The sequence below is a fragment of the uncultured Roseovarius sp. genome (assembly GCF_963972555.1).
GTDB lineage: Bacteria > Pseudomonadota > Alphaproteobacteria > Rhodobacterales > Rhodobacteraceae > Roseovarius > Roseovarius mucosus.
This window is the reverse complement of record NZ_CAXAUM010000008.1, coordinates 79,796-102,654: the sequence shown is the minus strand read 5'-3', so window position 1 is coordinate 102,654 and position 22,859 is coordinate 79,796. Positions and strand designations below refer to the sequence as shown.

General features: G+C 63.2%; 24 protein-coding genes. 9 read left to right on the top strand and 15 right to left on the bottom strand.

What is annotated here, in order from left to right; all coding sequences use genetic code 11:
* Together AACZ65_RS10035 and dctP are read right to left on the bottom strand one after the other, a co-directional pair.
* The gene (locus AACZ65_RS10035) at positions 1-504 is read right to left on the bottom strand and encodes a TRAP transporter small permease subunit (RefSeq protein ID WP_339670446.1); all 504 of its coding nucleotides are present in this window, start codon (positions 502-504) and stop codon (positions 1-3) included.
* A gap of 64 nt (positions 505-568) precedes the next feature.
* Positions 569-1,558: a TRAP transporter substrate-binding protein DctP gene (gene dctP, locus AACZ65_RS10030; protein ID WP_339670445.1), complete on the bottom strand. Its 990-nt coding sequence runs from the start codon at positions 1,556-1,558 to the stop codon at positions 569-571.
* Positions 1,559-1,733: 175 nt separating this feature from the next.
* On the opposite strand from dctP, the gene AACZ65_RS10025 reads away from it, so the two are divergent.
* Positions 1,734-2,618 carry a LysR substrate-binding domain-containing protein gene (locus tag AACZ65_RS10025; RefSeq protein WP_339670444.1) on the top strand — a complete coding sequence of 295 codons (885 nt, stop codon included), beginning with the start codon at positions 1,734-1,736 and terminating at the stop codon, positions 2,616-2,618.
* 76 nt (positions 2,619-2,694) lie between these two features.
* Here AACZ65_RS10025 and AACZ65_RS10020 read toward each other — a convergent pair whose 3' ends face one another.
* The 5 genes from AACZ65_RS10020 to rimO form a co-directional block, all read right to left on the bottom strand.
* Positions 2,695-3,954: a glycerate kinase gene (locus tag AACZ65_RS10020; protein ID WP_339670443.1), complete on the bottom strand. Its 1,260-nt coding sequence runs from the start codon at positions 3,952-3,954 to the stop codon at positions 2,695-2,697.
* Positions 3,955-4,017: 63 nt separating this feature from the next.
* Entirely contained in the window at positions 4,018-4,395 is a 378-nt protein-coding gene (locus AACZ65_RS10015; RefSeq protein WP_339670442.1) for a DUF393 domain-containing protein, read from the bottom strand.
* A gap of 197 nt (positions 4,396-4,592) precedes the next feature.
* Entirely contained in the window at positions 4,593-5,441 is an 849-nt protein-coding gene (locus AACZ65_RS10010) for a biosynthetic peptidoglycan transglycosylase (protein ID WP_339670441.1), read from the bottom strand.
* 122 nt (positions 5,442-5,563) lie between these two features.
* Positions 5,564-5,956: a hypothetical protein gene (locus AACZ65_RS10005; RefSeq protein WP_339670439.1), complete on the bottom strand. Its 393-nt coding sequence runs from the start codon at positions 5,954-5,956 to the stop codon at positions 5,564-5,566.
* Positions 5,949-7,328 (bottom strand): 30S ribosomal protein S12 methylthiotransferase RimO, encoded by a 1,380-nt coding sequence (gene rimO, locus AACZ65_RS10000; RefSeq protein WP_339670437.1) that lies wholly within the window; start codon positions 7,326-7,328, stop codon positions 5,949-5,951. The genes AACZ65_RS10005 and rimO overlap by 8 nt, the downstream gene beginning before the upstream one ends.
* Before the next feature lie 111 nt (positions 7,329-7,439).
* On the opposite strand from rimO, the gene AACZ65_RS09995 reads away from it, so the two are divergent.
* Together AACZ65_RS09995 and AACZ65_RS09990 are read left to right on the top strand one after the other, a co-directional pair.
* On the top strand, positions 7,440-9,377 hold the full coding sequence (locus AACZ65_RS09995; RefSeq protein WP_339670435.1) for an AsmA family protein: 1,938 nt from the start codon (positions 7,440-7,442) through the stop codon (positions 9,375-9,377).
* Between the two features lie 50 nt (positions 9,378-9,427).
* Complete coding sequence (locus AACZ65_RS09990; RefSeq protein ID WP_339670433.1) at positions 9,428-10,624, top strand: class I SAM-dependent methyltransferase; 1,197 nt, start codon at positions 9,428-9,430, stop codon at positions 10,622-10,624.
* Positions 10,625-10,680: 56 nt separating this feature from the next.
* Here AACZ65_RS09990 and rplT read toward each other — a convergent pair whose 3' ends face one another.
* From rplT to pyk, 4 genes are all read right to left on the bottom strand, one after another.
* Positions 10,681-11,046, bottom strand: a complete 366-nt coding sequence (gene rplT, locus AACZ65_RS09985; protein ID WP_296631939.1) for a 50S ribosomal protein L20 — start codon at positions 11,044-11,046, stop codon at positions 10,681-10,683.
* Between the two features lie 14 nt (positions 11,047-11,060).
* Positions 11,061-11,261 carry a 50S ribosomal protein L35 gene (rpmI, locus tag AACZ65_RS09980; protein ID WP_037270116.1) on the bottom strand — a complete coding sequence of 67 codons (201 nt, stop codon included), beginning with the start codon at positions 11,259-11,261 and terminating at the stop codon, positions 11,061-11,063.
* 135 nt (positions 11,262-11,396) lie between these two features.
* Positions 11,397-11,621: a hypothetical protein gene (locus AACZ65_RS09975; RefSeq protein WP_339670427.1), complete on the bottom strand. Its 225-nt coding sequence runs from the start codon at positions 11,619-11,621 to the stop codon at positions 11,397-11,399.
* A 41-nt stretch (positions 11,622-11,662) separates the two neighbouring features.
* On the bottom strand, positions 11,663-13,108 hold the full coding sequence (pyk, locus tag AACZ65_RS09970; protein WP_339670425.1) for a pyruvate kinase: 1,446 nt from the start codon (positions 13,106-13,108) through the stop codon (positions 11,663-11,665).
* A gap of 127 nt (positions 13,109-13,235) precedes the next feature.
* Between pyk and AACZ65_RS09965 the strand changes: the two genes are divergently transcribed.
* From AACZ65_RS09965 to AACZ65_RS09950, 4 genes are all read left to right on the top strand, one after another.
* Positions 13,236-13,976, top strand: coding sequence for an N-formylglutamate amidohydrolase (locus AACZ65_RS09965; protein ID WP_339670550.1), 741 nt, complete (start codon positions 13,236-13,238; stop codon positions 13,974-13,976).
* Between the two features lie 24 nt (positions 13,977-14,000).
* On the top strand, positions 14,001-14,315 hold the full coding sequence (locus AACZ65_RS09960) for a DUF1244 domain-containing protein (RefSeq protein ID WP_339670423.1): 315 nt from the start codon (positions 14,001-14,003) through the stop codon (positions 14,313-14,315).
* A 55-nt stretch (positions 14,316-14,370) separates the two neighbouring features.
* The gene (locus AACZ65_RS09955; RefSeq protein WP_339670421.1) at positions 14,371-15,066 is read left to right on the top strand and encodes a glutathione S-transferase family protein; all 696 of its coding nucleotides are present in this window, start codon (positions 14,371-14,373) and stop codon (positions 15,064-15,066) included.
* A gap of 99 nt (positions 15,067-15,165) precedes the next feature.
* Positions 15,166-16,539 (top strand): L-serine ammonia-lyase, encoded by a 1,374-nt coding sequence (locus AACZ65_RS09950; RefSeq protein ID WP_339670419.1) that lies wholly within the window; start codon positions 15,166-15,168, stop codon positions 16,537-16,539.
* Positions 16,540-16,748: 209 nt separating this feature from the next.
* On the opposite strand, the gene arsC is transcribed toward AACZ65_RS09950, so the two are convergent.
* Genes arsC through AACZ65_RS09935 form a run of 3 tightly spaced genes read right to left on the bottom strand, consistent with a single transcriptional unit; the run spans position 16,749 to position 18,480 of the window.
* Positions 16,749-17,096: an arsenate reductase (glutaredoxin) gene (arsC, locus tag AACZ65_RS09945; protein ID WP_339670417.1), complete on the bottom strand. Its 348-nt coding sequence runs from the start codon at positions 17,094-17,096 to the stop codon at positions 16,749-16,751.
* Complete coding sequence (locus tag AACZ65_RS09940) at positions 17,087-18,145, bottom strand: quinone-dependent dihydroorotate dehydrogenase (RefSeq protein WP_339670416.1); 1,059 nt, start codon at positions 18,143-18,145, stop codon at positions 17,087-17,089. Before AACZ65_RS09940 ends, arsC begins: the two co-directional genes overlap by 10 nt.
* A complete protein-coding gene (locus AACZ65_RS09935; RefSeq protein ID WP_339670414.1) occupies positions 18,142-18,480 on the bottom strand; it encodes a DUF952 domain-containing protein in 339 nt (112 codons plus the stop codon). Before AACZ65_RS09935 ends, AACZ65_RS09940 begins: the two co-directional genes overlap by 4 nt.
* A gap of 98 nt (positions 18,481-18,578) precedes the next feature.
* On the opposite strand from AACZ65_RS09935, the gene AACZ65_RS09930 reads away from it, so the two are divergent.
* Positions 18,579-19,187 (top strand): d(CMP) kinase, encoded by a 609-nt coding sequence (locus tag AACZ65_RS09930; protein WP_339670412.1) that lies wholly within the window; start codon positions 18,579-18,581, stop codon positions 19,185-19,187.
* A 72-nt stretch (positions 19,188-19,259) separates the two neighbouring features.
* Here AACZ65_RS09930 and AACZ65_RS09925 read toward each other — a convergent pair whose 3' ends face one another.
* Positions 19,260-20,723 (bottom strand): class I SAM-dependent methyltransferase, encoded by a 1,464-nt coding sequence (locus AACZ65_RS09925; protein ID WP_339670410.1) that lies wholly within the window; start codon positions 20,721-20,723, stop codon positions 19,260-19,262.
* A gap of 401 nt (positions 20,724-21,124) precedes the next feature.
* On the opposite strand from AACZ65_RS09925, the gene rpsA reads away from it, so the two are divergent.
* Complete coding sequence (gene rpsA / locus AACZ65_RS09920) at positions 21,125-22,804, top strand: 30S ribosomal protein S1 (RefSeq protein ID WP_075571710.1); 1,680 nt, start codon at positions 21,125-21,127, stop codon at positions 22,802-22,804.
* Positions 22,805-22,859: the final 55 nt, after the last annotated feature.

Here is a 22,859-nt window from a genome sequence, read left to right as displayed (position 1 = left end):
TCAGACCTCCGCCGCCGGGGTGCGCAACAGCCGCACCAGCCGCAGCACCGCGTAAAGGGAAAAAAGCAACAGCGCCAAGGCTCCGGGTGCCCAGAACGCATAGCGCGGCCAGAGCAGGATTTCCGAGGACGCGCCGGAATTGAACGACCGGATCGTGGCACTGACCCCGGCCAGCGAGAAAAAGAACCCGACCCCCAGCATCACGCAGAGATTGAACACCGCCACCGCCTTGCGCAGACCGGCGGGCAGGGTATCGGTCAGCATCGTGACCTTGGGATAGGCATCCTCGCGCATCGCATAGGCAAGGCCCGCAAAGGCCACCGGAAAGAGCAAGAGCGCGGTTGCCTCTGTCACCATCCGGTCGGGCGCGTTGAGCGCGTAGCGCGTGAAAACGCCGTAGCTGATCCACACCATCTGCACGAGTACCACCACGGCCCCCGCCCCCGCGAGCCAGACAACCGCGCGTTCCACATGGGCAATCCATCGGTCAAGACCGCTTTGCATGGCGTGTCTCCCTGTTGATGCAACGGGCGGCCCCCTGCGCGCTTGGCGCAAGGGGCCTGTCAGATCACGGCGCGTGCTGCGCAAAGAGATCGCGAATCTTGCCAGCCAGTTCCGGCCCGCAGGCCGCATCGACGGTCTCGTTCCACTTACCCTGCACGCTGGCAATCAGCTCCATCCGCTTGTCCTTGGGGATCGACACGGCGGCGCCGCCGCCCTTCATCACCGCATTGCCGACGCGCTGATCCACCCAATCCTCGTAACGCGGCTTGAGCCACTCTTCGGTTTCGCGGGCGGCGGCCATCACGGCGGCCTGTTCATCCGCGGTCATGCCGTCGAACTTTTCCTTGTTCATCATGTATTGGATGTTGCCGTAAAAGAGGCTCGCGTTGACCATATAGGGCATCACATCCCAGAGCTTCCAACTCGAATAGGTGGCAACCCCCATGTTGATCCCGTCGACCACGCCGCGTTCGGCGGATTGGAACACCTCCTTGGGTGCCACAAAGACCGGCGCGCCGCCCCATGTCTCGATCATCAGGCTGACCAGCGGCCCGATGGAACGCACCTGCTTGCCCGCCAGGTTGCCCAGATCGTCAATCGCCTCTTCGAACCACCATTCCTGATCGTAGGAATAGTTCGAGTTGAACACCGGCACGAGGTTGATCGCCGCCGCCTCATCGCGCACCAGATCGGCATAGGCGGCGTCCAGGTCGATCTGCCCGTCGAGATCCACCGCCACCGGGTAGAGCGAGGTGACACGGTAGCAAGGCAGGCGCTCGTCGGCGGGCATCCAGCTCATGTCCGACACGCCGCCCTGCACCGCGTCCACACCTTCGGACCAGCCATGCAACGTGGAGGACGGGAAGATCTCGACCTTGACGCTGCCGCCGGTTTTCTCCGCCACCAACTCTGCGAAATGCACGAATCCGTCATAGCGGATATCAGCCTCGTTCACATAGGTGGACAGGCGGATCGTGGTTTCGGCCATGGCGGGCAGCGCAACAGTCATCCCGAGCGCTGTGGTGGCAATCAGTCCTTTCAACGACATTTTCATCTCTCTCTCCTTGTTGGGGGCGTGGCGAGACCGTTCATGCGGCCGTCGTCCATTGATATTGGAGGAAATGCTAGGACAGACCCGGACGAGTCGGCCAATTCAAACATCTCATAAAACTATTCCGATCTTGCATGACCCTGCGGGCTGGCGCAATCTGGCGGCAAGGGAGAGGCCGATGGACATCAACTGGCTGCGCGATTTCGTCTGCCTTGGACGGACGCTGAATTTCACCCGCGCGGCGGAAGAGCGCAACATCACGCAATCCGCCTTCAGCCGCCGCATCAAATCGCTCGAGGCGTGGATCGGCGTGCCGCTGATCGACCGTGCCAGCTATCCTGTGCAACTCTCTGAGGCGGGGCGGCAATTCCTGCCGGTGGCGCAACAGACGGTGGCGGACCTCACCGACACCCGTCAGGCGATCCGCGAACGCGCGCGCGGCCATGCCAGCTTTCAACGCTTTGCCGCCCTGCACGCCATTTCGGTGAATTTCCTGCAACCGCGCATGGCGGCGTTGGAGCGCGACTATCCCGACCTGCGCACGCGCGTCATCTCGGACAGCCTGACCGCCTGTTGCCAGTTGCTCAGCGAGGGTGGCTGCGAATTCCTGCTCTATTACCGGCATCAGGACGTGGCTCCGATCCTCGACGAGACCCGGTTCAAGCGCAAGGACATCTGCGAAGAGCGCCTGATCCCCGTGGCCCAGCACGAGGCCGCCGCGCGCCATGGCTGGACACTGCCGGGGCGCGCCGGGCGCGAGGTGCCCTATCTCAGCTATGACCCCAACACCTTTCTCGGCACGGTCGTGGATCAGACCATCGGCAACCGCCGCCCGGCACTCGACCTGCGCTACATGGATGCGCTGGCAGAGGCGCTCAAGCGGCGCACGCTCGCGGGGGCGGGGCTTGCGTGGCTGCCGGAATTTTCCATCCGTCAGGAGCTGGCCGACGGCACGCTGGTCCGCCTTGGCGGGCGCGACTGGACGGCGACGATGACAATCTCGCTGTTTTGCTCACCCGAACGGCTGGATGATCTGGGGCGCACGATCTGGGATCAGTTTTAGGGCCTGTCGCGCCTTATCGAAACCGCACCCGTCCCGGGGGCCGGGGCAAGGGGTGTCCAATGAGACGTAACGCGCTTTAAACGGGCGCGATCAGGATGGCGCGGAAATCGTTGACATTGGTCAGCGTCGGCCCGGTCACCACCTGCCCGCCAATCGACCCAAAGAACCCATGCGCGTCGTTGATCGCCAGGGCCTGCGCAGGGTCAACCCCGGCGGCCTTGGCCTCAGCCAATGTCTCAGGCCCGATCACCGCCCCCGCCACCTCTGCCGCGCCATCGACGCCGTCGGTGTCACAGGCGAGCGCGTGAATCCCCGCCGCCCCTTCCAAGGCCAGCGCCAGCGCCAGCGCATATTCCGCATTGGGCCCGCCCACGCCGTCGCCGCGCCGCGTCACCGTCAATTCACCGCCCGAAAGCAGCAGCACGGGGGCATCCCCCGGTGCCAGCCCTGCCTGCACCTCACGCGCAAGCGCGGCGTGATCGCGCGCCACATCCCGCGCCTCGCCCTCCAGCGCATCGCCCAGAATACGCACGCTGATCCCTTCGGCGCGCGCCACCTCTGCCGCCGCCTCCAGCGATTGCACCGGGGCGGCATAGATCACGTTCTCGACCCGGCTCAACCGCGCATCCTCTGGCGCCACAACACCGCTCTGCCCTGCCAGCACCGCCTGCGCCGAGGCCGGCAGATCAATCCCGTAGCGCGCCACGATGTCCAGCGCCTCGGCGCTTGTGCTGGCCTCGCCCACCGTCGGCCCCGATCCGATCATGCCCGGATCATCCCCCGGCACATCGGAAATCAGCAGCGCATGCAGCCGCGCCGGATAGGCCGCCGCCGCCAATTGCCCGCCCTTGACCCGGCTCAGATGTTTGCGCAGCACGTTCATCTGGCCAATCGGCGCGCCCGACGCCAAAAGCGCGGCATTGACCGCCTGCTTGTCCGCCAGCGTCATCTCGCCCGCAGGCTGGACAAGCAGCGACGACGCCCCGCCCGACATCAGCGCCAGCACCATATCGCCCTCACCCAATCCCTCGACCAGTTGCAGCATCCGCGCGGTGGCCGCCAGACCGGCGGCATCCGGCACCGGATGCGCCGCCTCGACAATCTCGATGCCCTGACAGGGGCGTGCATAGCCATAGCGCGTGATCACCAGCCCCTCGCAGGGGCCCCATTCCGCCTCGACCGCCTCGGCCATGCGCGCGCTGGCCTTGCCCGCGCCGATCACCACGACACGGCCCTCTGGCCGCGCGGGCAGATAGGGGGCAAGGCTCTGCATCGGGTCGGCCACGGCCACCGCCCGGTCAAAGAGGCGGCGCAACAGGGTCTGGGGATCGGTCATGTTTCTGGGGTCTCCGCGTCAGTCGCGCGCACCCTATCGCGGGGCGCGACCCTGCGAAAGCCCTCAGGATGCGGCGCGCTTGGCTTCTCTCGCCAGATGCCTCGCGTAAAGACGCGGCGCCAGCACCCGCTCGTACATCAGCGATGCCACCTGCCGCAGCCCCGGCAAGGCCACGATCCGCGCCGCCCAACGATAGCGCGGCAACGCGGCCCAGAGTGCCGCAAAGGCATCGACACCCGAGAGCACGCGCCCATCCTGCCGCACATGCAGCCGCCGCGTGGCCTGATCGGCGCTGATCCCCCAGTGTTCAAGACCACCGGCGTTGAGATCCTGAAAGATGACCGGCAGGCCGTTCGCATCCACATAGCCCGCATAATGCGCGACCTCCGCCCGGCAGACCGGACAGCGGGCATTGTAGAGCACTTGGATTTCGTGGGTCATCTCGGGCCTCCTGCGCAATGGAGGTAGTGTGAGAGGGACAGAGGGGAAGAGGCGCAGAATGTCGCGGGAGGGAGGGATAGGGGCGCGCGCTCGACGGGCCGCGGTCTGGCGAAGCAACGCCCATGGCTTCCCCTTTATGCCAGCAAAAAATCCGTGCAAGCCCTCGACCGCGCGGATGAACGCCTTGCAAAACGGGATCAAATGGGTGCAGAGCGACGAGACTTAATGTTTTGCATGACTTCATCAGGCCCGAAATCGTTAGGTTTTATTCTGAAATGATGGCCAATTGACGCCCTGTAATATTGCAGAGCCGCCTCAGAGTCATCAGTTGTCAAAACATCCCTTTTCATCGCATTTTCGAGAAGCTCCTGAACGCGCTTTCCCAAAAATTCACCCCTTATGTTCGCAAGCCGTTCAATCATAACAAAGGCTTCCCAAACCTTCACTTCAGTTGGACCATCATTAAAGAAATGTCGGTAGGCCGCTTGGATTCCGTAAACCTGATTTTCGAAGCGGACACTTGATAAGTAAGATTCGATTATTTCCTCTTTTGTCCACACCGACTCGATCCATCGGGCTAGCAACATCTCTACAATTTTACGCCCTACTGTCGGTTGCAGGCGCGGAATGAAGTTAGAGCGACATAATTGCTGAGTGATCGAGCTACCGCCACTCCGGCGATTTTTTGTCACTAGCTGCCACGCTGCTCGTGAGACGCCTCTCCAATTTATACCATTGTGTTGATAGAAAGCTTGATCTTCTATAAAAACCGCAAGCGTTTTGCTGTGCTTTAAATCTGTATTCAGGCGTTTCAATTCTGCTCTAGAAAGTCTGATTTGATAGATAGTTTGCTCAAAATTTGAAACCAAAGGAACCCTCAGCAGCCTCGCGGCGCCAAAAACAATCCAGAGCTTCCTGTTCTCATTGGCCTCTCTGAGGTGGAACCTGAACAGATATAGGCAAATAAACACCCATGACAAAGTCACCAGTAGTAGTTGGTTTTTTGTTAAAACTAGTTCTTGGTTGTTGATGGTGACGATTGTCATTGCTGCTGGACCAAGCAAGACAATACTTACTGCTGAGGCCAGACAAATGAACCACACCGGAAACGCCCTGTAAGATATGAATCCGGGCCACAGATGGATGGAAAAGGGATTGTCGGCACCTTCTATTCGCCAATTTGGAAGGACAAGCGTGTTTCCCCGTAACTCACACCAAGCATGCGGCGAAGAACAATTATCTTTCTCTCTGAAAAAACATTTGATTTCAACAAATTAGAGATGTGGACGATTGAAAATAATGAAAAGATCAATATCAATACAAGAACAAAAGACTTTGTTTGAGAGATCGTAAAACCAGCATTGGTTACACTAGTTTCCCACTCGCTTAGCCTGAAAGCTGCAAATCCCAGAAGGGTTGCGATTATGGTAATGACGTTAGTAGTCCAGGTTACGGATTGATCTACCGATGAAAGTTTTTGGACAGCAAAATTATACTCCGCAAGCCCGATGTCAGGCTTAAGTTTATGCTGAGGGAAGTATCGTTCATTGGCGTCATCCATCCCCCAACCTCCCCCACAAATCATACTCCCCCGCCTCGTCGACCACGACCGAAACGATATCGCCCACGGCGATCCCCTCGGTGCCCTCATCAATAAACAGGTTCCCGTCGATCTCGGGCGCGTCGGCCTTGGTGCGGCAGGTGGCGATACCGTCGGCGTCGATCTCGTCCACGATCACCTCCATCCGCTGCCCCACCTTGGCCGCCAGCTTGGCCTCGGAAATCGCCTGCGCCTTTTCCATGAACCGATCCCAGCGCTCTTGCTTGACCTCTGGGGCCACATGATCGGCCAAGGCATTTGACCGGGCACCTGCGACATTCTCGTATTGAAAACACCCCACCCGGTCCAACTGCGCCTCATCCAGCCAGTCCAGAAGCGTCTGAAACTCTGCCTCGGCCTCGCCCGGATAGCCCACGATAAAGGTCGAGCGCAGGGCAATTTCGGGGCAATCCCGCCGCCATGCCGCGATCTCGTCCAATGTCTTGGCCGCCGCCGCAGGCCGCGCCATGCGCCGCAGCACCTCGGGATGCGCATGCTGGAACGGAATATCCAAGTATGGCAGCACCAGCCCCTCCGCCATCAGCGGAATGAGGTCGCGCACATGCGGGTAGGGATAGACATAATGCAACCGGACCCAAGCCCCCAGAGACCCAAGATCGCGCGCCAGATCGGTGATATGCGCCCGGTGCCCCCGCTCTTCGGCATGGCGGATATCGACGCCATAGGCCGAGGTATCCTGAGAGATCACCAACAATTCCTTGACGCCGCTCTCCACCAGCTTTTCCGCCTCGCGGATCACCGCATGGGCCGGGCGGCTCTGCAGTTTGCCGCGCATATCGGGGATGATGCAGAATTTGCACTTGTGATTGCAGCCCTCGGAAATCTTGAGATAGCTGTAATGGCGCGGCGTCAGGCGCACACCCGAAGCAGGCAAGAGATCAATGAAGGGATCGGGGCTGGGCGGCACCGCCAGATGCACGGCATCCAGCACCTGCTCGTATTGATGCGGCCCGGTCACGGCCAGAACGCGGGGATGCACCCCGGTGATATACTCGGGCTCTGCCCCCAGACAGCCCGTTACAATCACCCTGCCATTCTCGGCCAAGGCCTCGCCAATCGCCTCGAGGCTCTCGGCCTTGGCGCTGTCGAGAAACCCGCAGGTGTTGACGATCACCGCATCCGCGCCGGTGTAGTCGGGCGAAATGCCATAGCCCTCGGCCCGGAGCCGCGTCAGAATCCGCTCGCTGTCCACCAGCGCCTTGGGACAGCCAAGGCTGACCATGCCGATGGTCGGCTGGCCCGCACGGGGCGTATCAGTCAGACGCGCACGCGGCGCGAGATCGGGGCGGAGGTTGGGCGGGTTCTGGGACATGGGCGCGATATACTCTGCCACCGTCCGCCCGCCTAGCCCAAAAGCGGTTGCCCCGCCCCATGCCACACGCCTAGACTGTGGCCAGATCAGGCAGGCAAAGGGGGCGATGCCATGCGGTGGATATTCCGGGCCTTGGGGCTGGTCGTGGTCATGGCGGCCATCGTGCTTGGCGCGCTCTTTTTCCTGCCGGGCGAGCGGATCGCGCGCATCGCCGCCGATCAGATCACCAAGGCAACCGGGCGTCAGGTCATCATGTCCGGCGACACCAAGATCAGCCTCTATCCCATCCTCGGCGTGTCCACCGGCGCGGTCGAGATTGCCAATGCCGATTGGTCCGACGCAGGCCCGATGCTGCGCGCCGACAGTCTCAAGATCGGGGTGGAACCGCAGGCGCTCTTTGGTGGCGACATCCGCATCACGGGGCTGGAGGCGGTCAATCCCGCGATCCGGCTGGAACGCGCCCGCGACGGCCGGGTCAATTGGGAACTGGGGGTCGAGGGCGTGGCCCCTTCGGGGCAATCGGACGGCACCCTTGCAACTTCGAACCGCCTCGCGCTCACCCTTGACCGCGCGCTCATCACCGGGGCGAGCCTCAGCTATACCGATCACGCCACCGGCGATGTGCAGGCGTTCTCAGACATGGATTTCGACCTGCGCTGGCCCGATTACGACGGCACCGCCACCTTTGAAGCCGTGCTGCGCCAAGGAAGCGCGCCCATGACCCTCGCAGGCCAACTCGATCAGGTGGGTCAGTTCATCGACGGAGCCGTCACCGGCCTCTCGGCGCGGCTATCTGGTCCGGGGGGCAGCGTCGCCTTCGCCGGACGCGGCGGGGTGCAGCCGCAACTCCAGGGGCGGCTCGACATCGACCTTGGCGATACCGATGCCTTTTTGGCGGCACTTGGCCTTGACCGGCTGGAATTGCCCCGTGGTTTTGGGGCCAGCGTCACAGGCGGCACCGACCTCACGCTCACCGAGGCACTTGACCTCTCGCTGCGCAATCTGACGCTCAATCTGGGCGGCAATGCCCTTGCCGGGGCCGCCGATATTGCGCTTGGTGGTGACGTGCCGCGCATCAACGCCCAGCTCAACGCCGGCGCGCTCGATCTTTCGCATTTCGCCGGGGCCGACAGTACCGGCTCAGGCAGCGCCGACAGCGGCTGGTCCAAGAGCGCGATCGACGCCAGCGCCCTTGCCCTTGCCAATGGCGAAGTCGCGCTCATCGCCGACAGCATCAATCTGGGCGATCTGAAACTGGGCAAGACCCGCAGCCTGATGACGCTCGACCGCGCCCGCGCCGTGTTCGAGCTGCGCGAATTGCGCGCCTATGACGGGCTGATCACCGGGCAATTCGTCGCCAACAACCGCTCTGGTCTCTCGGTCGGGGGCACCCTCAAGGTAAGCGACATCAACCTCGAACGGTTCCTGACCGATGCTGCGGGCATCACCCGCTTTGCCGCGCTCGGAAGCGGCGAGGTGGAGTTTCTGGGCGTGGGCAATTCGGTGGATGCGATCATGCGCTCGCTCTCGGGTAAGGGGGCCTTGCGCACCGGGCGCGGGGTGATTTCTGGCTTTGATCTCGACCGGCTGATGCGCGCGGGCGATGTGACGGGCGGCACCACAATCTTTGACGCGATGACCGCCAGCTTTACGATGAATGGCGGCAATCTCATCAACCAGGACCTCGCCATGACCCTTCCGCTCGCCCGCGCCTCGGGCCAAGGGCGTATCGGGCTTGGCGCGCGCGACATCGACTATCTCTTTACCCCCGTGCTGCTCGAGGGCGAGAACACCCGCGGCCTCGCCATCCCGGTGCGCATCGAGGGACCATGGGCCAACCCAAGGATCAAACCCGATCTGGAAAAGGCCGTCCGCATGAACCTCAAGGCCGAGCGCGACAAGCTGGAGCAAGAGGCCAAGGACAGGCTGGAACGCGAACTGCAACAGCGCCTCAACGTCGCCCCGCAAGAGGGCCAGAAGCTTGAGGATGCCCTGCGTGAAAAGATCGAGGACAAGGCCGCGCGCCAGTTGCGCAAGCTCTTCGAGTGAGGCAGGCGCGCAATTGAGTATTTTTGCCAAGAAGAACGAGGGCCGCGCCCATGAGTGAGGTCAAGGCGCAATACGAGGCCTTTCCTTATCCCGCGCGCGATCCGGCGGATGAGGCCAAGCGCCTGATCACCGGCTCGCCGTCGCATGTGCTGGAAATTGACCATTTCCTCTTTCAGGGGCGGCGCGACTGGACCAAACCGCTGCGCGCGCTCATCGCGGGCGGCGGCACCGGCGACGGGCTGATCCAACTGGCGCAACAGATGAAGGATACGAGCCGCGCCGCCGAGATCACCTATATCGACCTCTCATCCGCATCCCGCGCCATCGCCGAAGAACGCGCCCGCCTGCGCGGCCTGCGCAATATCCGCTTTGTCACCGGCAGCCTGCTAGACGCGGCCAGCCATGGGCAATTCGACTATATCGACTGCTGCGGCGTGCTGCATCACCTGCCCGACCCGGCGACGGGGTTTGCGGCACTTCTGGCGGCGCTGGCACCCGGTGGCGGCATGGGCTTCATGGTCTATGCCCCCTATGGGCGCGCGGGCGTCTATCCGCTGCAAGAGGCGTTTGGCGCGCTCTACGCGGGCCTGCCCCCCGAGGCGCGTCTCAAGGCCGCCAAAGAGGTGGTGGCCAACCTGCCCGAGGGGCATCCGTTCAAGTGCAACCCCAATCTCGGCGATCACAAGGACAGCGATGCAGGCTTTTACGATCTGCTCCTGCATTCCCAAGACCGCGCCTTTGACGTAACAGCCCTTGTCGGGATGCTGGACGATACCGGCTGGGCGCTCTCGGGCTTTGCCCTGCCGGTGCTCTATGACCTGAGCCGCATCACCACCGTGCCGGACCACCTGAGCGCCACCGCGCGCATGGCCCTGGCCGAGAAACTGCGCGGCACGATCAAGACGCATGTGGGCTATGCCACCCGCGCCACCGAGGCCCGCCCGCCCGCCACCGGGCGCGACCGCGCGCTGATCCCCCATCTCAAGGGCCTGCGCGCGCCCGACCTTGCCCGCGCCATCGCCCAGGGCCAGACGCCCAAACTGCGTTTCAACGGGATCGAGGCGCGGCTCTCCCTCCCCAAAGAGGCGGCGCCCCTCTTGGCGGCCATCGACGGGCGGCGCAGCCTGAGCCAGATCGCGCAGACCACCGGCACCGATCCCATCGCCTTTGGCAGTCTCTGGGCGCGGATCGAGCGCGACCTGGGCGATCACGGCCTCCTGCTCTTTTCCAGCATCCTGCGGCCATGAAAAAACCGCCGCCCGGACCCAACCGGACGGCGGTTTCAATCGCGATGCGACCCGGCTCAGGCGGCCAGCGCACCCTTGGCCTGGTCCACGATGGCAGCAAAGGCTGCGGGCTCGTGCACGGCCAGATCGGCCAGAACCTTGCGGTCCACTTCGACCCCGGCCAGCGCCAGACCGTTGATGAAGCGCGAGTAGGTCAGCGATTCATCATGGGCGCGCACAGCCGCGTTGATCCGCTGGATCCACAGAGCGCGGAAATTGCGCTTGCGGTTCTTGCGGTCGCGGGTCGCGTATTGGTTGGCCTTGTCGACGGCCTGCGCGGCCACCTTGAAGGTGTTCTTGCGGCGGCCATAGTAACCTTTGGCGGCCTTGATGACTTTCTTGTGACGGGCGTGGGTGACAACCCCACCTTTGACGCGTGACATATCCTAAATCCTCCTTAGCGCGCGTAGGGCATCATCGGCTTGATGATCCCTTCATCAGGCTTCGACAGCGTGGTCGTGCCACGGGCGTTGCGGATGAATTTGTTGGTACGCTTGATCATGCCATGGCGCTTGCCGGCCTGTGCGGCCACCACGCGGCCAGAGGCCGTCACTTTGAACCGCTTCTTGCAGCTCGACTTGGTCTTCATCTTGGGCATTTCCGGCTCCTCTATTCGGTCGGTAGAACCGCACGACTCGGCATGCCACATCTGGCCGGTCCTGCGGGGTGAGCGCGCCGTATACGCGGCGCGCGGCCATTGTTCAAGAGGGTTTGAGCACGGATTATGCGCGCCTCAGCTCACATAGCGCGCGATGACCCGCACCAGCACCTCGGGCAAATCACCGAAACTGTAGCCACCCGGCTTGTTGCTGATCGCCCAGACGACCAAACCGCCCGAGGCCATCAAGACAAAGGTCGCCACGCGCGGCGGGTGCCCCTCGGACAGGGCCGATATGATCGAAGGTATGGAGAAAACCCCCAGCACCATGCCGATGGCCATCGCCAGATCAGGGTCCATCACATACCTCCGGGAAATACCTTGAATTAAACTGAGACAGTTTAACCCGGATCGGTGGCGTAAATCAAACTTTCCTGACAGGGGGCCACGCGCAGGATATTGGTCGTTCCCGGCACGTTGAAGGGCACGCCCGCCGTGACCACGATCTGATCGGCTTCGGTCGCGTATCCATGCGCCCGCGCCGCCCGCGCGGCATTGATCACCGCCATCTTGAAGCGCGTCAATTCCCCGGTCATGACACAGGTGACACCCCAGGTCAGCGCCAGTCGCCGCGCGGTGCCAAGCAGACTGGTCAGCGCCAGAATCGGCACACGCGGCCGCTCGCGCGCGGTCAAGAGCGCGGTCGTGCCCGATTCCGTGTAGCAGCAGATCACCTTGATATCAGCGGTTTCTGCAATCTCGCGCGCGGCGGCGACGATGCCATCGGCCACGGTCTGCCGGTTGACACGGCGACTGGCCTCGATCACCTCGCGATAGGTCGGATCGCTCTCGACCTCGATCGCCACATTGTCCATCGTGCGCACCGCCTCAACGGGGTATTGCCCCGCCGCCGATTCCGCCGAGAGCATGATCGCATCCGATCCCTCATAGATCGCGGTGGCCACGTCCGACACCTCGGCGCGGGTGGGCATCGGGCTTTCGATCATGGATTCGAGCATCTGCGTCGCCACGATCACCGGCTTGGCCGCCGCGCGACACCGCCGGATCAGGCGTTTCTGAATGGGCGGCACATTCTGCACCGGCAATTCCACCCCCAGATCGCCGCGCGCCACCATGATCCCGTCGCTGACCGCCAGAATCTCGTCAAACCGCTTCACGCCCGCCGGTTTTTCGATCTTGGACATGATCGCAGCCCGGCCCTTTACCAAGGCCCGCGCCTCGGTCACATCTTCTGGCCGCTGTACGAAACTCAGCGCCAGCCAATCCACCCCAAGCTCGCAGATGAATTCGAGATCCGACAGGTCCTTTTCCGACAGCGCCGCCAGCGGCAGCACCACATCGGGCACGTTCACCCCCTTGCGATTCGAAATGGTGCCGCCCGCGATCACCTCGCAATCGGCATACTCCGGCCCACAGGCGGTCACACGCAGACGGATCTTGCCATCATTGACCAGCAGGTTGGCGCCCGGCTCCAACGCCGCGAAAATCTCGGGATGCGGCAGGCAAACGCGGCTGGCGTCCCCCTCGGCCTCGTCGAGGTCAAGCCGGAACGCCGCCCCGGCGACCAACTCCTCCTCGCCATTGGCAAAGACACCCACGCGCAGTTTCGGCCCCTGCAGATCGCCCAGGATGGCAATCGGGCTATCCAGGTCCTCTTCGACCTGCCGGATGATCCGATGCCGCTCGGCAATATCGGCCTGCGTGCCATGGCTCATGTTGAGACGAAACACATCCGCCCCCGCCTCGTGCAGTGCGCGGATCGTATCATAATCAGACGAGGCCGGACCCAGTGTGGCCACGATCTTGACATTGCGGTTGCGTCTCATCTCATGCGTCCTTCATCCTTGACATCACAGGTTATGTTAACGCTAACATCACCCTTTCGCGCCTTATCGCGCAATTCACATTGTCCCGCAACTGTTCTAAAGGACGATGACAGGAAAAACCAAGCCAATGATGTATCACCCATTTCAGATCGACGGGCAGAATCGCCCCGAACGCTGGCTCGTGACCTGCGATCACGCCAGCAACCGCGTGCCGGATTTCGTCAACGGCGGCTGTCTTGGCGTGGCGCCAGAGGATATGGCCCGCCACATCGCCTATGACGTGGGCGCCGCCGGTGTCACCCGCGCGCTGGCCGAAGCCTTGAACGGCCCGGCCATCCTCAGCAACTTCTCGCGCCTCGTGATCGACCCGAACCGGGGAGAGGATGATCCGACCCTGGTGATGCGCCTCTATGACGGCACCATCATTCCCGGCAATCGCCACGCCACCCCTGACGACATCGAGCGCCGCCTCAACCGGCTTTACCGCCCATATCACACCGCCTTGGCGGACTTGGCCGCGCGCCGCGCCGATACGGTCATTGTCTCGGTCCACAGCTTCACCCCGCAATTGCGTTGCCGCCCGCCCCGGCCCTGGCATATCGGGCTTCTCTATGCCGCCGATGAACGGCTGGCCAAGCCGCTTCTGGCCCGCCTCGCCCAAGAGCCCGACCTGTGCGTCGGCGATAACGAGCCTTACAGCGGCCACCTACCCGGCGATGCCATCGCGCGCCATGCCATCGCCTATGAGCGGCCCAATGTGCTGATCGAATTGCGCAACGACCTGATCGAGACGCCCGCGCAACAGACGGCCTGGGCGCTCCGCCTCGCCCCCATCCTGCAAGAGGTCGCGGCCCAAACCGGCCTCTGACCCATCCCCAAAAGGAGTGTGACCATGGACGACCAGACCAGAACCGAACTCGAGGCCGCCGCCTTTCGCGCCCTGCGCGCGCATCTGATGGAAAAACGCGCCGATGTGCAGAACATCGACATGATGAACCTCGCGGGCTTCTGCCGCAACTGTCTCAGCCGCTGGTATCAAGAGGCCGCCAACGCCCGTGACATCGAAATGTCCAAGGACGACGCGCGCGAGATTTTCTATGGCATGCCCTATGACGACTGGAAATCGCAGAACCAGACCGAGGCCAGCGCCGAGCAACAGGCGGCGTTCACCAAATCCTTCGCCGAGAATGTCGGCCCCAAGGACTGACCCCGCCTGTCATCCTTTTTCAAATGCTCGAAATCCCTGCACCCGAGGCTGCCCGATGACCACGCCCTACCGCCTGCATTACGCCCCTGACAACGCCTCGGTGATCGTCCGCCTCACGCTCGAGGAATTGGGCCTGCCCTATGAAACGGCGCTGCTGGAGCGCGCGAAACAGGCGCATGCCGCGCCCGCCTATCTTGCGCTCAACCCCGGCGGGCTGATCCCCACGCTGGAAACCCCCGAGGGGGCCATTTTCGAAACCGGCGCGATCCTCCTTTGGCTTGCCGACCGGCACGGGCGGCTGGCGCCTGCCCCGGGTGCGGCCGCGCGCGGCGATTTCCTCAAATGGCTGTTCTATCTCGCGAATACCGCCCATACCGCCCTGCGCATGAGCTTTTATGCCGAAAAATACGTGGGGCCCGACCGCGACGCTCGAAACCTCTTGCGCAGCACGATGCAGGCGCGGTTTGGCGATTGTCTGGACATTCTCGAAACCCGCGCCGCGCCGTGGTTCTCGGCCGAAACCCCCTCGGTGCTGGATTACTACCTCGCCTGCCTCATGCGGTGGCGCGCGCTCTATCCCGAGGGCACGCGCGGCAGCTATGACGCAAGTGCCTGGCCGCGCCTGCACGCGCTCTTGACGCATCTCGAATCCCGCCCCGCCACAGGCCGCGTGGCCGCCGCCGAAGGCTTGGGCGCACACCCCTTCACCGCACCCGACTATTGCGATCCGCCCGAGGGCAGCGCCACCTGATCCGACCACATGGCAAGGAGCCACCCTTGAAGCGTCGCTTTCGGACAAGTAGATCAAGGGGCGAGCGGCGATAAGACCCGCGATCAGGGAGCGCGCCTTATGTTTCTATCCGTCTTCGACATGTTCAAGGTGGGCATCGGCCCCTCTTCTTCGCATACCATGGGGCCAATGGTCGCCGCCGCGCGCTTCCTCGACAAGATGCGCGCCGCCCCCTTTCACTATGCCGGATTGCGCGGCTCGCTGCATGGCAGCCTTGCCTTTACCGGCGTGGGCCATGCCACTGATCGCGCCACCATCCTTGGCCTCGCCGGGTTCCTCCCCGACACCTATGACCACGACCGCGCCGAGGCGGTGCTGGAAGAGATTCGCGACACTCACACCGTCACGCCCCCCGGCCTGCCCGCGCTCAAATTCCACCCCAAGGAAGACCTGATCTTCGATTTCGGCCCCAACCTGCCCGGCCATGCCAATGGCATGATCCTGATGGCCACCGACGCCCAGGGCGATGTGATCTTGCAAGAGACCTATTATTCCATCGGCGGCGGCTTTGTTCTGACCGACGGGGAACTGGCCGCAGGCAAGGCCACGGATGAGGGCGCACCGATCCCCTACCCGTTCAAATCCGCCGCCGAGATGCTGGAAATGGCCGAACGCTCGGGCAAGAGCATCGCCCAGATGAAACGCGCCAATGAAATCGCGCGCGGTGGCCCGGAGAATCTGCGCTCCGGCGTGGCGCGCATCTGGCAGGTGATGAACGACTGCATCGAACGCGGCCTCTCGACCGAAGGCATCCTGCCCGGCGGTCTGCAGGTCAAGCGCCGCGCCAAGGGCATCCGCGACGCGCTCGTGGCCGAGCGTGGCACCAACCTCACCGCCCCGCACAAGATCAACGACTGGATGAGCGCCTATGCCATGGCGGTGAACGAGGAGAACGCCGCCGGCGGGCAGGTCGTGACCGCCCCCACCAATGGCGCGGCGGGCGTGGTGCCGGCGGTGATCAAATACTGGCTCGAGCATGTGCCGGGCGCCCATGAGAACCAGATCGAGGAATTCCTGCTCACCGCCGCCGCCATCGGCGGTCTGGTGAAGTACAACGCCTCCATCTCAGGCGCCGAGGCAGGCTGTCAGGCCGAGGTGGGCAGCGCCGCCGCCATGGGCGCCGCGGGCCTCGCCGCCGTCTTGGGCGGCACCCCCGCCCAGATCGAAAACGCCGCCGAAATCGCGCTGGAACACCACCTTGGCATGACCTGCGACCCGGTGCGCGGTCTGGTGCAGGTGCCCTGCATCGAACGCAATGGTCTGGGCGCGATCAAGGCGGTCTCTGCCGCCTCTCTGGCGCTGCGCGGCGATGGCACCCACCTCGTGCCGCTCGACGCCTGTATCGAAACCATGCGCCAGACCGGCCATGACATGATGGAGAAGTACAAGGAAACCTCGCTCGGCGGTCTCGCGGTCAATATTCCGAACTGTTGAGAGAGCGGCGCGCTCGCCTCAATCCCCCGCGCGAATAGCACCGAAGGTGCCGCGCGGATCGCTGGGCCGTCCCGCGGCCTAGCGATTTTGAGAGGGCGCGCATCACTGAGGGATCACACGCAGCTTGCTGGCATAAAGTGGCAGCCATTTCCGTTGCATCGCTAGTCCCCGGCCCATCGGCCGCGCGGCTCGCCGCTAGCGTCCAAGGGTCACAAAACCCCCAGCACCGCCTCGGGCGGTCGCCCGATCACCGCCCGCGCGGCCCCAATCGCAATCGGCCGCTCAATCAGGACCGGATGCGCCGCCATCGCCGCCAGCAGATCCTCTGCCGCGCTCTCGCGCCCCAATCCCAGCGCCTTGAACTGCGGCTCGCCGGGGCGCATCATCTCGATCGGCGCACAGCCCAACAGCGCCAGAACACGCCGCACCTCGGCCAGATCCGGCGCATCCTCCAGATAGCGCCGCACCGTCACCGCGACGCCGCGCTCCTCCAACAGCGCCAGACCCGCGCGCGACTTGGAACAACGTGGATTATGCCAATAGGTGATCACAGCCATGCCTCCCGCCCGGTGCCCACCGCCTCGGCCACATTGGCGAAACCGTCCCGCTCCAAGAGCCGCTCCAGCCCGCGCGCGATCTCGCCGACCAAGGACATCCCCTGATACACCAGCGCCGAATAGAGCTGCACGGCGCTCGCCCCGGCGCGGATCTTGGCATAGGCCTGCTCTGCGCTGGCAATGCCGCCCACGCCGATCAGCGGCATTTCTCCGCCCGTCAATTGCGACAGCCGCGCCAGAACCCGCGTCGATTTCTCGAACAAGGGCTGCCCAGACAGCCCGCCCGCCTCACCCTTGGCGGCACTCACCAGCCCCTCACGGCCCAGCGTGGTATTGGTGGCGATGATCCCGTTGAGCCCCGAGGCCCGCGCCACATCGGCGATCTCGCTCAACTCGCCATCACTCAGATCCGGCGCGATCTTGAGAAAGACGGGGATCGGCTGTGGCAACCAATCGCGCGCCTCCATGACCCCTTTCAAGAGCCCCATCAGCGCCTCCGCCCCCTGCAACTCGCGCAGCTTCTCGGTATTGGGGCTGCTGACATTGACCGTGGCGAAATCCAGATGCGCGCCGCAATGCGCCAGAACGCGGGCGAAATCCTCGGCCCGGTCGGCGCTGTCCTTGTTGGCCCCGAGGTTGAGGCCGATCACGGCATCCTTTGGCCGCGCCGCCAACCGCGCCGCCGCCGCCTCCATGCCGAGGTTGTTGAACCCAAAGCGGTTGATCACCGCCCGATCCTCGCTCAGCCGGAACAGACGCGGGCGCGGATTGCCGGGCTGCGGGCGCGGCGTGACCGCCCCCACCTCGACAAACCCAAACCCGGCGCGGGCAAGCGGCGCCAGCGCTTCGGCATTCTTGTCAAACCCCGCCGCCAACCCCACCGGGTTGGGCAGGCGCAGCCCCGCCAGATTGGTCCTCAGCCGCGCGCTTGTATGCGGCCCCGGCGTGGGCACCAGACCCAGTTGCAAGGCCCGCAGCGCCAGACCATGCGCCCGCTCCGGATCGACCCGATGCAACAGGTTGAGCCCCAGACGCTCCATCCCGCTCATTCCAGACCTGCCGGAAACTGATGCACGCCGTCCACCAGCGGCAGGGGCTGCGCCCATGCCACATCCGACAGGCGCATCTCGCGGTAGAGATGCGGAAAGAGCGCGCCACCGCGCGACACCTCCCATTTCAGCGCGTCCCCCAGCCGGTCCACCGCAACCGCCACCAGCATCAGACCCTCGGCACCGGCGAAATGCTTGGCCGCTGTCTCGGCGGCCTGCTCGGCCGTCGAGAAATGCACATAGCCATCGGCCACATCCACCGGCGCGCCGACGCTCTCGCCCGCGGCCCGCAATTGGGCCCATTCCGGCCCGCGCAAGATCTTGTATATCATCATGCAAGCGTGATGCCTTGGCCCCGCGCGCAGGTCAAGCGATGCTTGAGCCTCGCGCCCTGATCGGCTAGGCAGAGGGTCCGGTCACGAAAGGGCAGCCCATGGCATTCACCATTGCAATCGACGGCCCCGCAGCAGCGGGCAAAGGCACCATCGGCCGGGCCCTGGCTGCGCATTTCGGCTTTGCCCATCTCGATACCGGCCTGCTCTACCGCGCCACCGGGCGGCGCATGCTGGGCGGGCTTGACCCGATCGAGGCCGCGCATTCCCTGCGCGCCGAAGACCTTGAGGCCGACGACCTGCGCACCCCCGATGTGAGCCAGGCCGCCAGCCGCGTCGCCGCCATCCCCGAGGTGCGCCAGGCGCTTCTCGATTTCCAACGTGCCTTTGCCCGGCGCGCGGGCGGGGCCGTGCTTGACGGGCGCGACATCGGCACCGTCATCTGCCCCGAGGCCGAGGTCAAACTCTTCGTCACCGCCTCCGATGCCGAGCGCGCCCGCCGCCGCCATCTGGAACTGACCGGCAAGGGCCATGAGGTGACGCTCGACGAGGTGGCCCAGGACCTGCGCGACCGCGACGCCCGCGACAGCGCCCGCGCCACCGCCCCCCTCAAACCCGCCGAGGATGCGGTGCTGCTCGACACCTCCGAGATGACCATCGAAGAGGCGACCGCCAAGGCCATTGCCATCGTGGATATGTCGCGGCGTTGATGTCGGGCAGATCGGAACAGGGGCAACCGCAGGGCCAATCAGCCAATCATCACGACCGTTCCCGACCGGGCTTCATTTGAATTCGACCTCAAGGATCCGGTTTCTGTTCAACTCGCCCCAGATCGCACCCTTGTTGAACTTGTCGTCCTTGATGGCGATTTCCAGAACATTCCTGTCCTGTAGCTGACCAAGCTCCTGCGGGATGACCTGCATCCACCTGGAATTGGTGACAGGTTCGGATTTGACCTCCTTGCCATTCAATAGCACGGCGACCTGAGCTGCATGATCGGCGCCGTTGTCATGTCGCTTGATCCTTATCGACGTCATGCCGCGCAGCGCATCGGCGGAATAGAACAACCTGCCCCTGTTATAGGCCCGCCAGATGTTCGGTTCCGTCTCAGCGGGCATCCATCCGTTCAAGAGGTCGAATTTCGAGATATCGGCTTTTGGTGCGCGGTCGAGATTGGCATTGTCCATGTATCTGACCAGGAAGCCCGCACTCTCGATCGGGCTGCCGATGGTCTCGAAGAAGGCCCGAGCGTCGATCAGGTCATCGGCGGGCCGTCTGACGCAGGACTTGTCATGCGGAACAGTGCCGATCGCGCTGATATTGCCACGGCTGCGATACAGCTTGTCCCGTGTCGCGTCGCTCACACTCCAGAATGTCGGTGTGTTGCCAATCGCGGGGTCATTGATCCGCGAGGTAAGAATGCGCGCGTCTTCGAGAAGGCTCACGCATTCGTAATATTCGTTGATTGGCAAGACCCCCTCGTTCACGCCGTTGAGAACCATGGGATGTTCCGCGAAAATCCTGAGTTCTTCCTTTTCGCGCTGGTCCGGCGCATCCTTTCTGTCCATGAACGGATCGGAAACCAAGAGTATCGTTCCGCCCGGTCTTGTGACCCGCAGCATCTCTCTGAAGGACCTGCGGAAATCGTGCATGTGGTGCAAGGCGGCATTCGCCACCGAGACGTCGAACGCATCATCTTCGAACGGCAGGGTGTTGGATGTCGCGATCAGCCATCGCGCCTCGGGCACCAATTGTCGCCCGACATCCACGGCCACCGGATTGAAATCGAGACAGGTGACATGCGCCCCCCGGTTCGTCAGCCTGATCGTGTCGCCGCCCAACCCCGCGCCGTTATCGAGCACTTTCTTTCCGGCCAGATCGACGTTTTCGGTCAATAGATGAAATGCCACCCACTCGTTGAACCGAACCGATTGCGCCATGTCGCTGCTCCCGGCGGCAGCCTGATGTTTTGGTGCAGCGGCCGATTCACGCTGCTCGCGATACTTTTTTTCGAGATTCGTTTCTGCTTTCTGTCGGTTTCGCCTGGTTTCCTCGATATCCATCTCGAAGGTCACTTTCGACGCAACCTCCATGAGACCCAACGCATCGTCCGGAGCATACGCCCCGATAAAGAAGGCGTTTCGAAACTTCGGGAAAAACGTGTTGCAGCCCTTGCAGGACAATCCGTCTTGCGCTCTGGCGACCGGGCCGAAACAGAATACACACCTCAAATCATCCGTCTGCAAACCGCTATGAGTCATTATGCGGGGATGTCCTTTCCGCCAAGTTCCATAAAGGATCACGCCTTGCGATGGGCGTGCACCGATTGTCCGCAGGCTCGCCCTTCTGCTTTAGACTAGTTGAAGGCTCGGCACGAAAGCAAGCCTTACGCGCCGCGTGGATGCCAATTCGCAGGTCAATCCGCCTGGCTGCACGTATATAGCCCTTTAGGCGCTTGATTTACGCGCCCACCCCCGCTATACGCGAGCCGTCAACAAGGCGGGAACCGCCACGAAGCAGTCAGATCGAGCAGGGTCGGAACCACCGGCCCTCTTTGTTTTGTGACCCGCCCGACCAACGAAACCCTGAAAGACCGGCGGAGACAACCGCTCGGCCAGAAAACCGTTAAAAGGAAACCAGAGACCACATGGCTCAACATACATCTATGGAGGAATTCGAAGCCCTCTTGAACGAAAGCTTCGAAATGGACACACCCGAGGAAGGGTCTGTTGTCAAAGGCAAGGTCATCGCAATCGAAGCGGGACAGGCCATCATCGACGTCGGCTACAAGATGGAAGGCCGCGTTGATCTGAAAGAATTCGCAAATCCCGGTGAGACCCCCAACATCTCTGTTGGCGATGAGGTCGAAGTGTTCCTGCGTTCCGCCGAGAACGCCAAGGGCGAAGCCGTGATCAGCCGCGAGATGGCCCGCCGCGAAGAGGCATGGGACCGTCTTGAAAAGGCCTATGCCGACGAAGAGCGCGTCGATGGCGCCATCTTTGGCCGCGTCAAAGGTGGCTTTACCGTCGATCTGGGCGGTGCCGTGGCCTTCCTGCCCGGCTCTCAGGTCGATGTCCGCCCCGTGCGTGACGCAGGCCCGCTGATGGGTCTCAAGCAGCCGTTCCAGATCCTGAAAATGGACCGCCGCCGTGGCAACATCGTCGTGTCGCGCCGCGCCATCCTCGAAGAATCGCGCGCCGAACAGCGCGCCGAGGTGATCGGCAACCTGACCGAAGGCCAGACCGTTGACGGTGTGGTCAAGAACATCACCGAATACGGCGCCTTCGTCGATCTGGGCGGTGTGGACGGCCTCTTGCATGTCACCGACATGGCATGGCGCCGCGTCAACCACCCCTCCGAGATCCTGACGATCGGCGAAACCGTCAAGGTGCAGGTCATCAAGATCAACAAGGACACCCACCGCATTTCGCTGGGCATGAAGCAGCTTCAAGAAGATCCGTGGGATCTCGTGGCCGCCAAATACCCGCTCGAATCGGTACACACCGGTCGCGTGACCAACATCACCGATTACGGCGCATTTGTTGAGCTGGAGCCGGGCGTCGAAGGCCTTGTTCACGTCTCGGAAATGTCCTGGACCAAGAAAAACGTCCACCCCGGCAAGATCGTTTCGACCTCTCAGGAAGTCGAAGTCATGGTGCTGGAAATCGACGGTGCCAAGCGCCGCGTGTCGCTTGGTCTCAAGCAGACCATGCGCAACCCGTGGGAAGTCTTTGCAGAGACCCATCCCGAGGGCACCGAGGTCGAAGGCGAAGTCAAGAACATCACCGAATTCGGTCTCTTCATCGGTCTCGAAGGCGAGATCGACGGCATGGTCCACCTCTCGGACCTCAGCTGGGACGAGCGCGGCGAAGACGCCATCCAGAACTACAAGAAGGGCGACATGGTTCATGCCGTCGTTTCCGAAGTCGACATCGAGAAAGAGCGCATCTCGCTCTCGATCAAGGCTCTGGGCGGCGACAAGTTCTCCGAAGCCGTTGGCGGCGTGAAGCGTGGCTCGGTGATCACCGTGACCGTGACCGCCATCGAAGACGGCGGCATCGAAGTGGAATACGAGGGCATGAAGTCCTTTATCCGCCGCTCCGATCTGTCGCGTGACCGCGCCGATCAGCGCCCCGAGCGCTTCTCGGTCGGCGACAAGCTCGACGTGCGCGTGACCAATGTCGACGCCAAGACCCGCCGTCTGGGCCTGTCGATCAAGGCCCGCGAGATCGCCGAAGAGAAAGAAGCCGTCGAACAGTATGGCTCGTCCGACTCGGGCGCATCGCTCGGCGACATCCTCGGCGCAGCCCTCAAGGGCGACCGCTAAACAGACCGCAACCGGCATCTTGCCGGTTGCAATTCGCCAGACACGAAACGGCCCC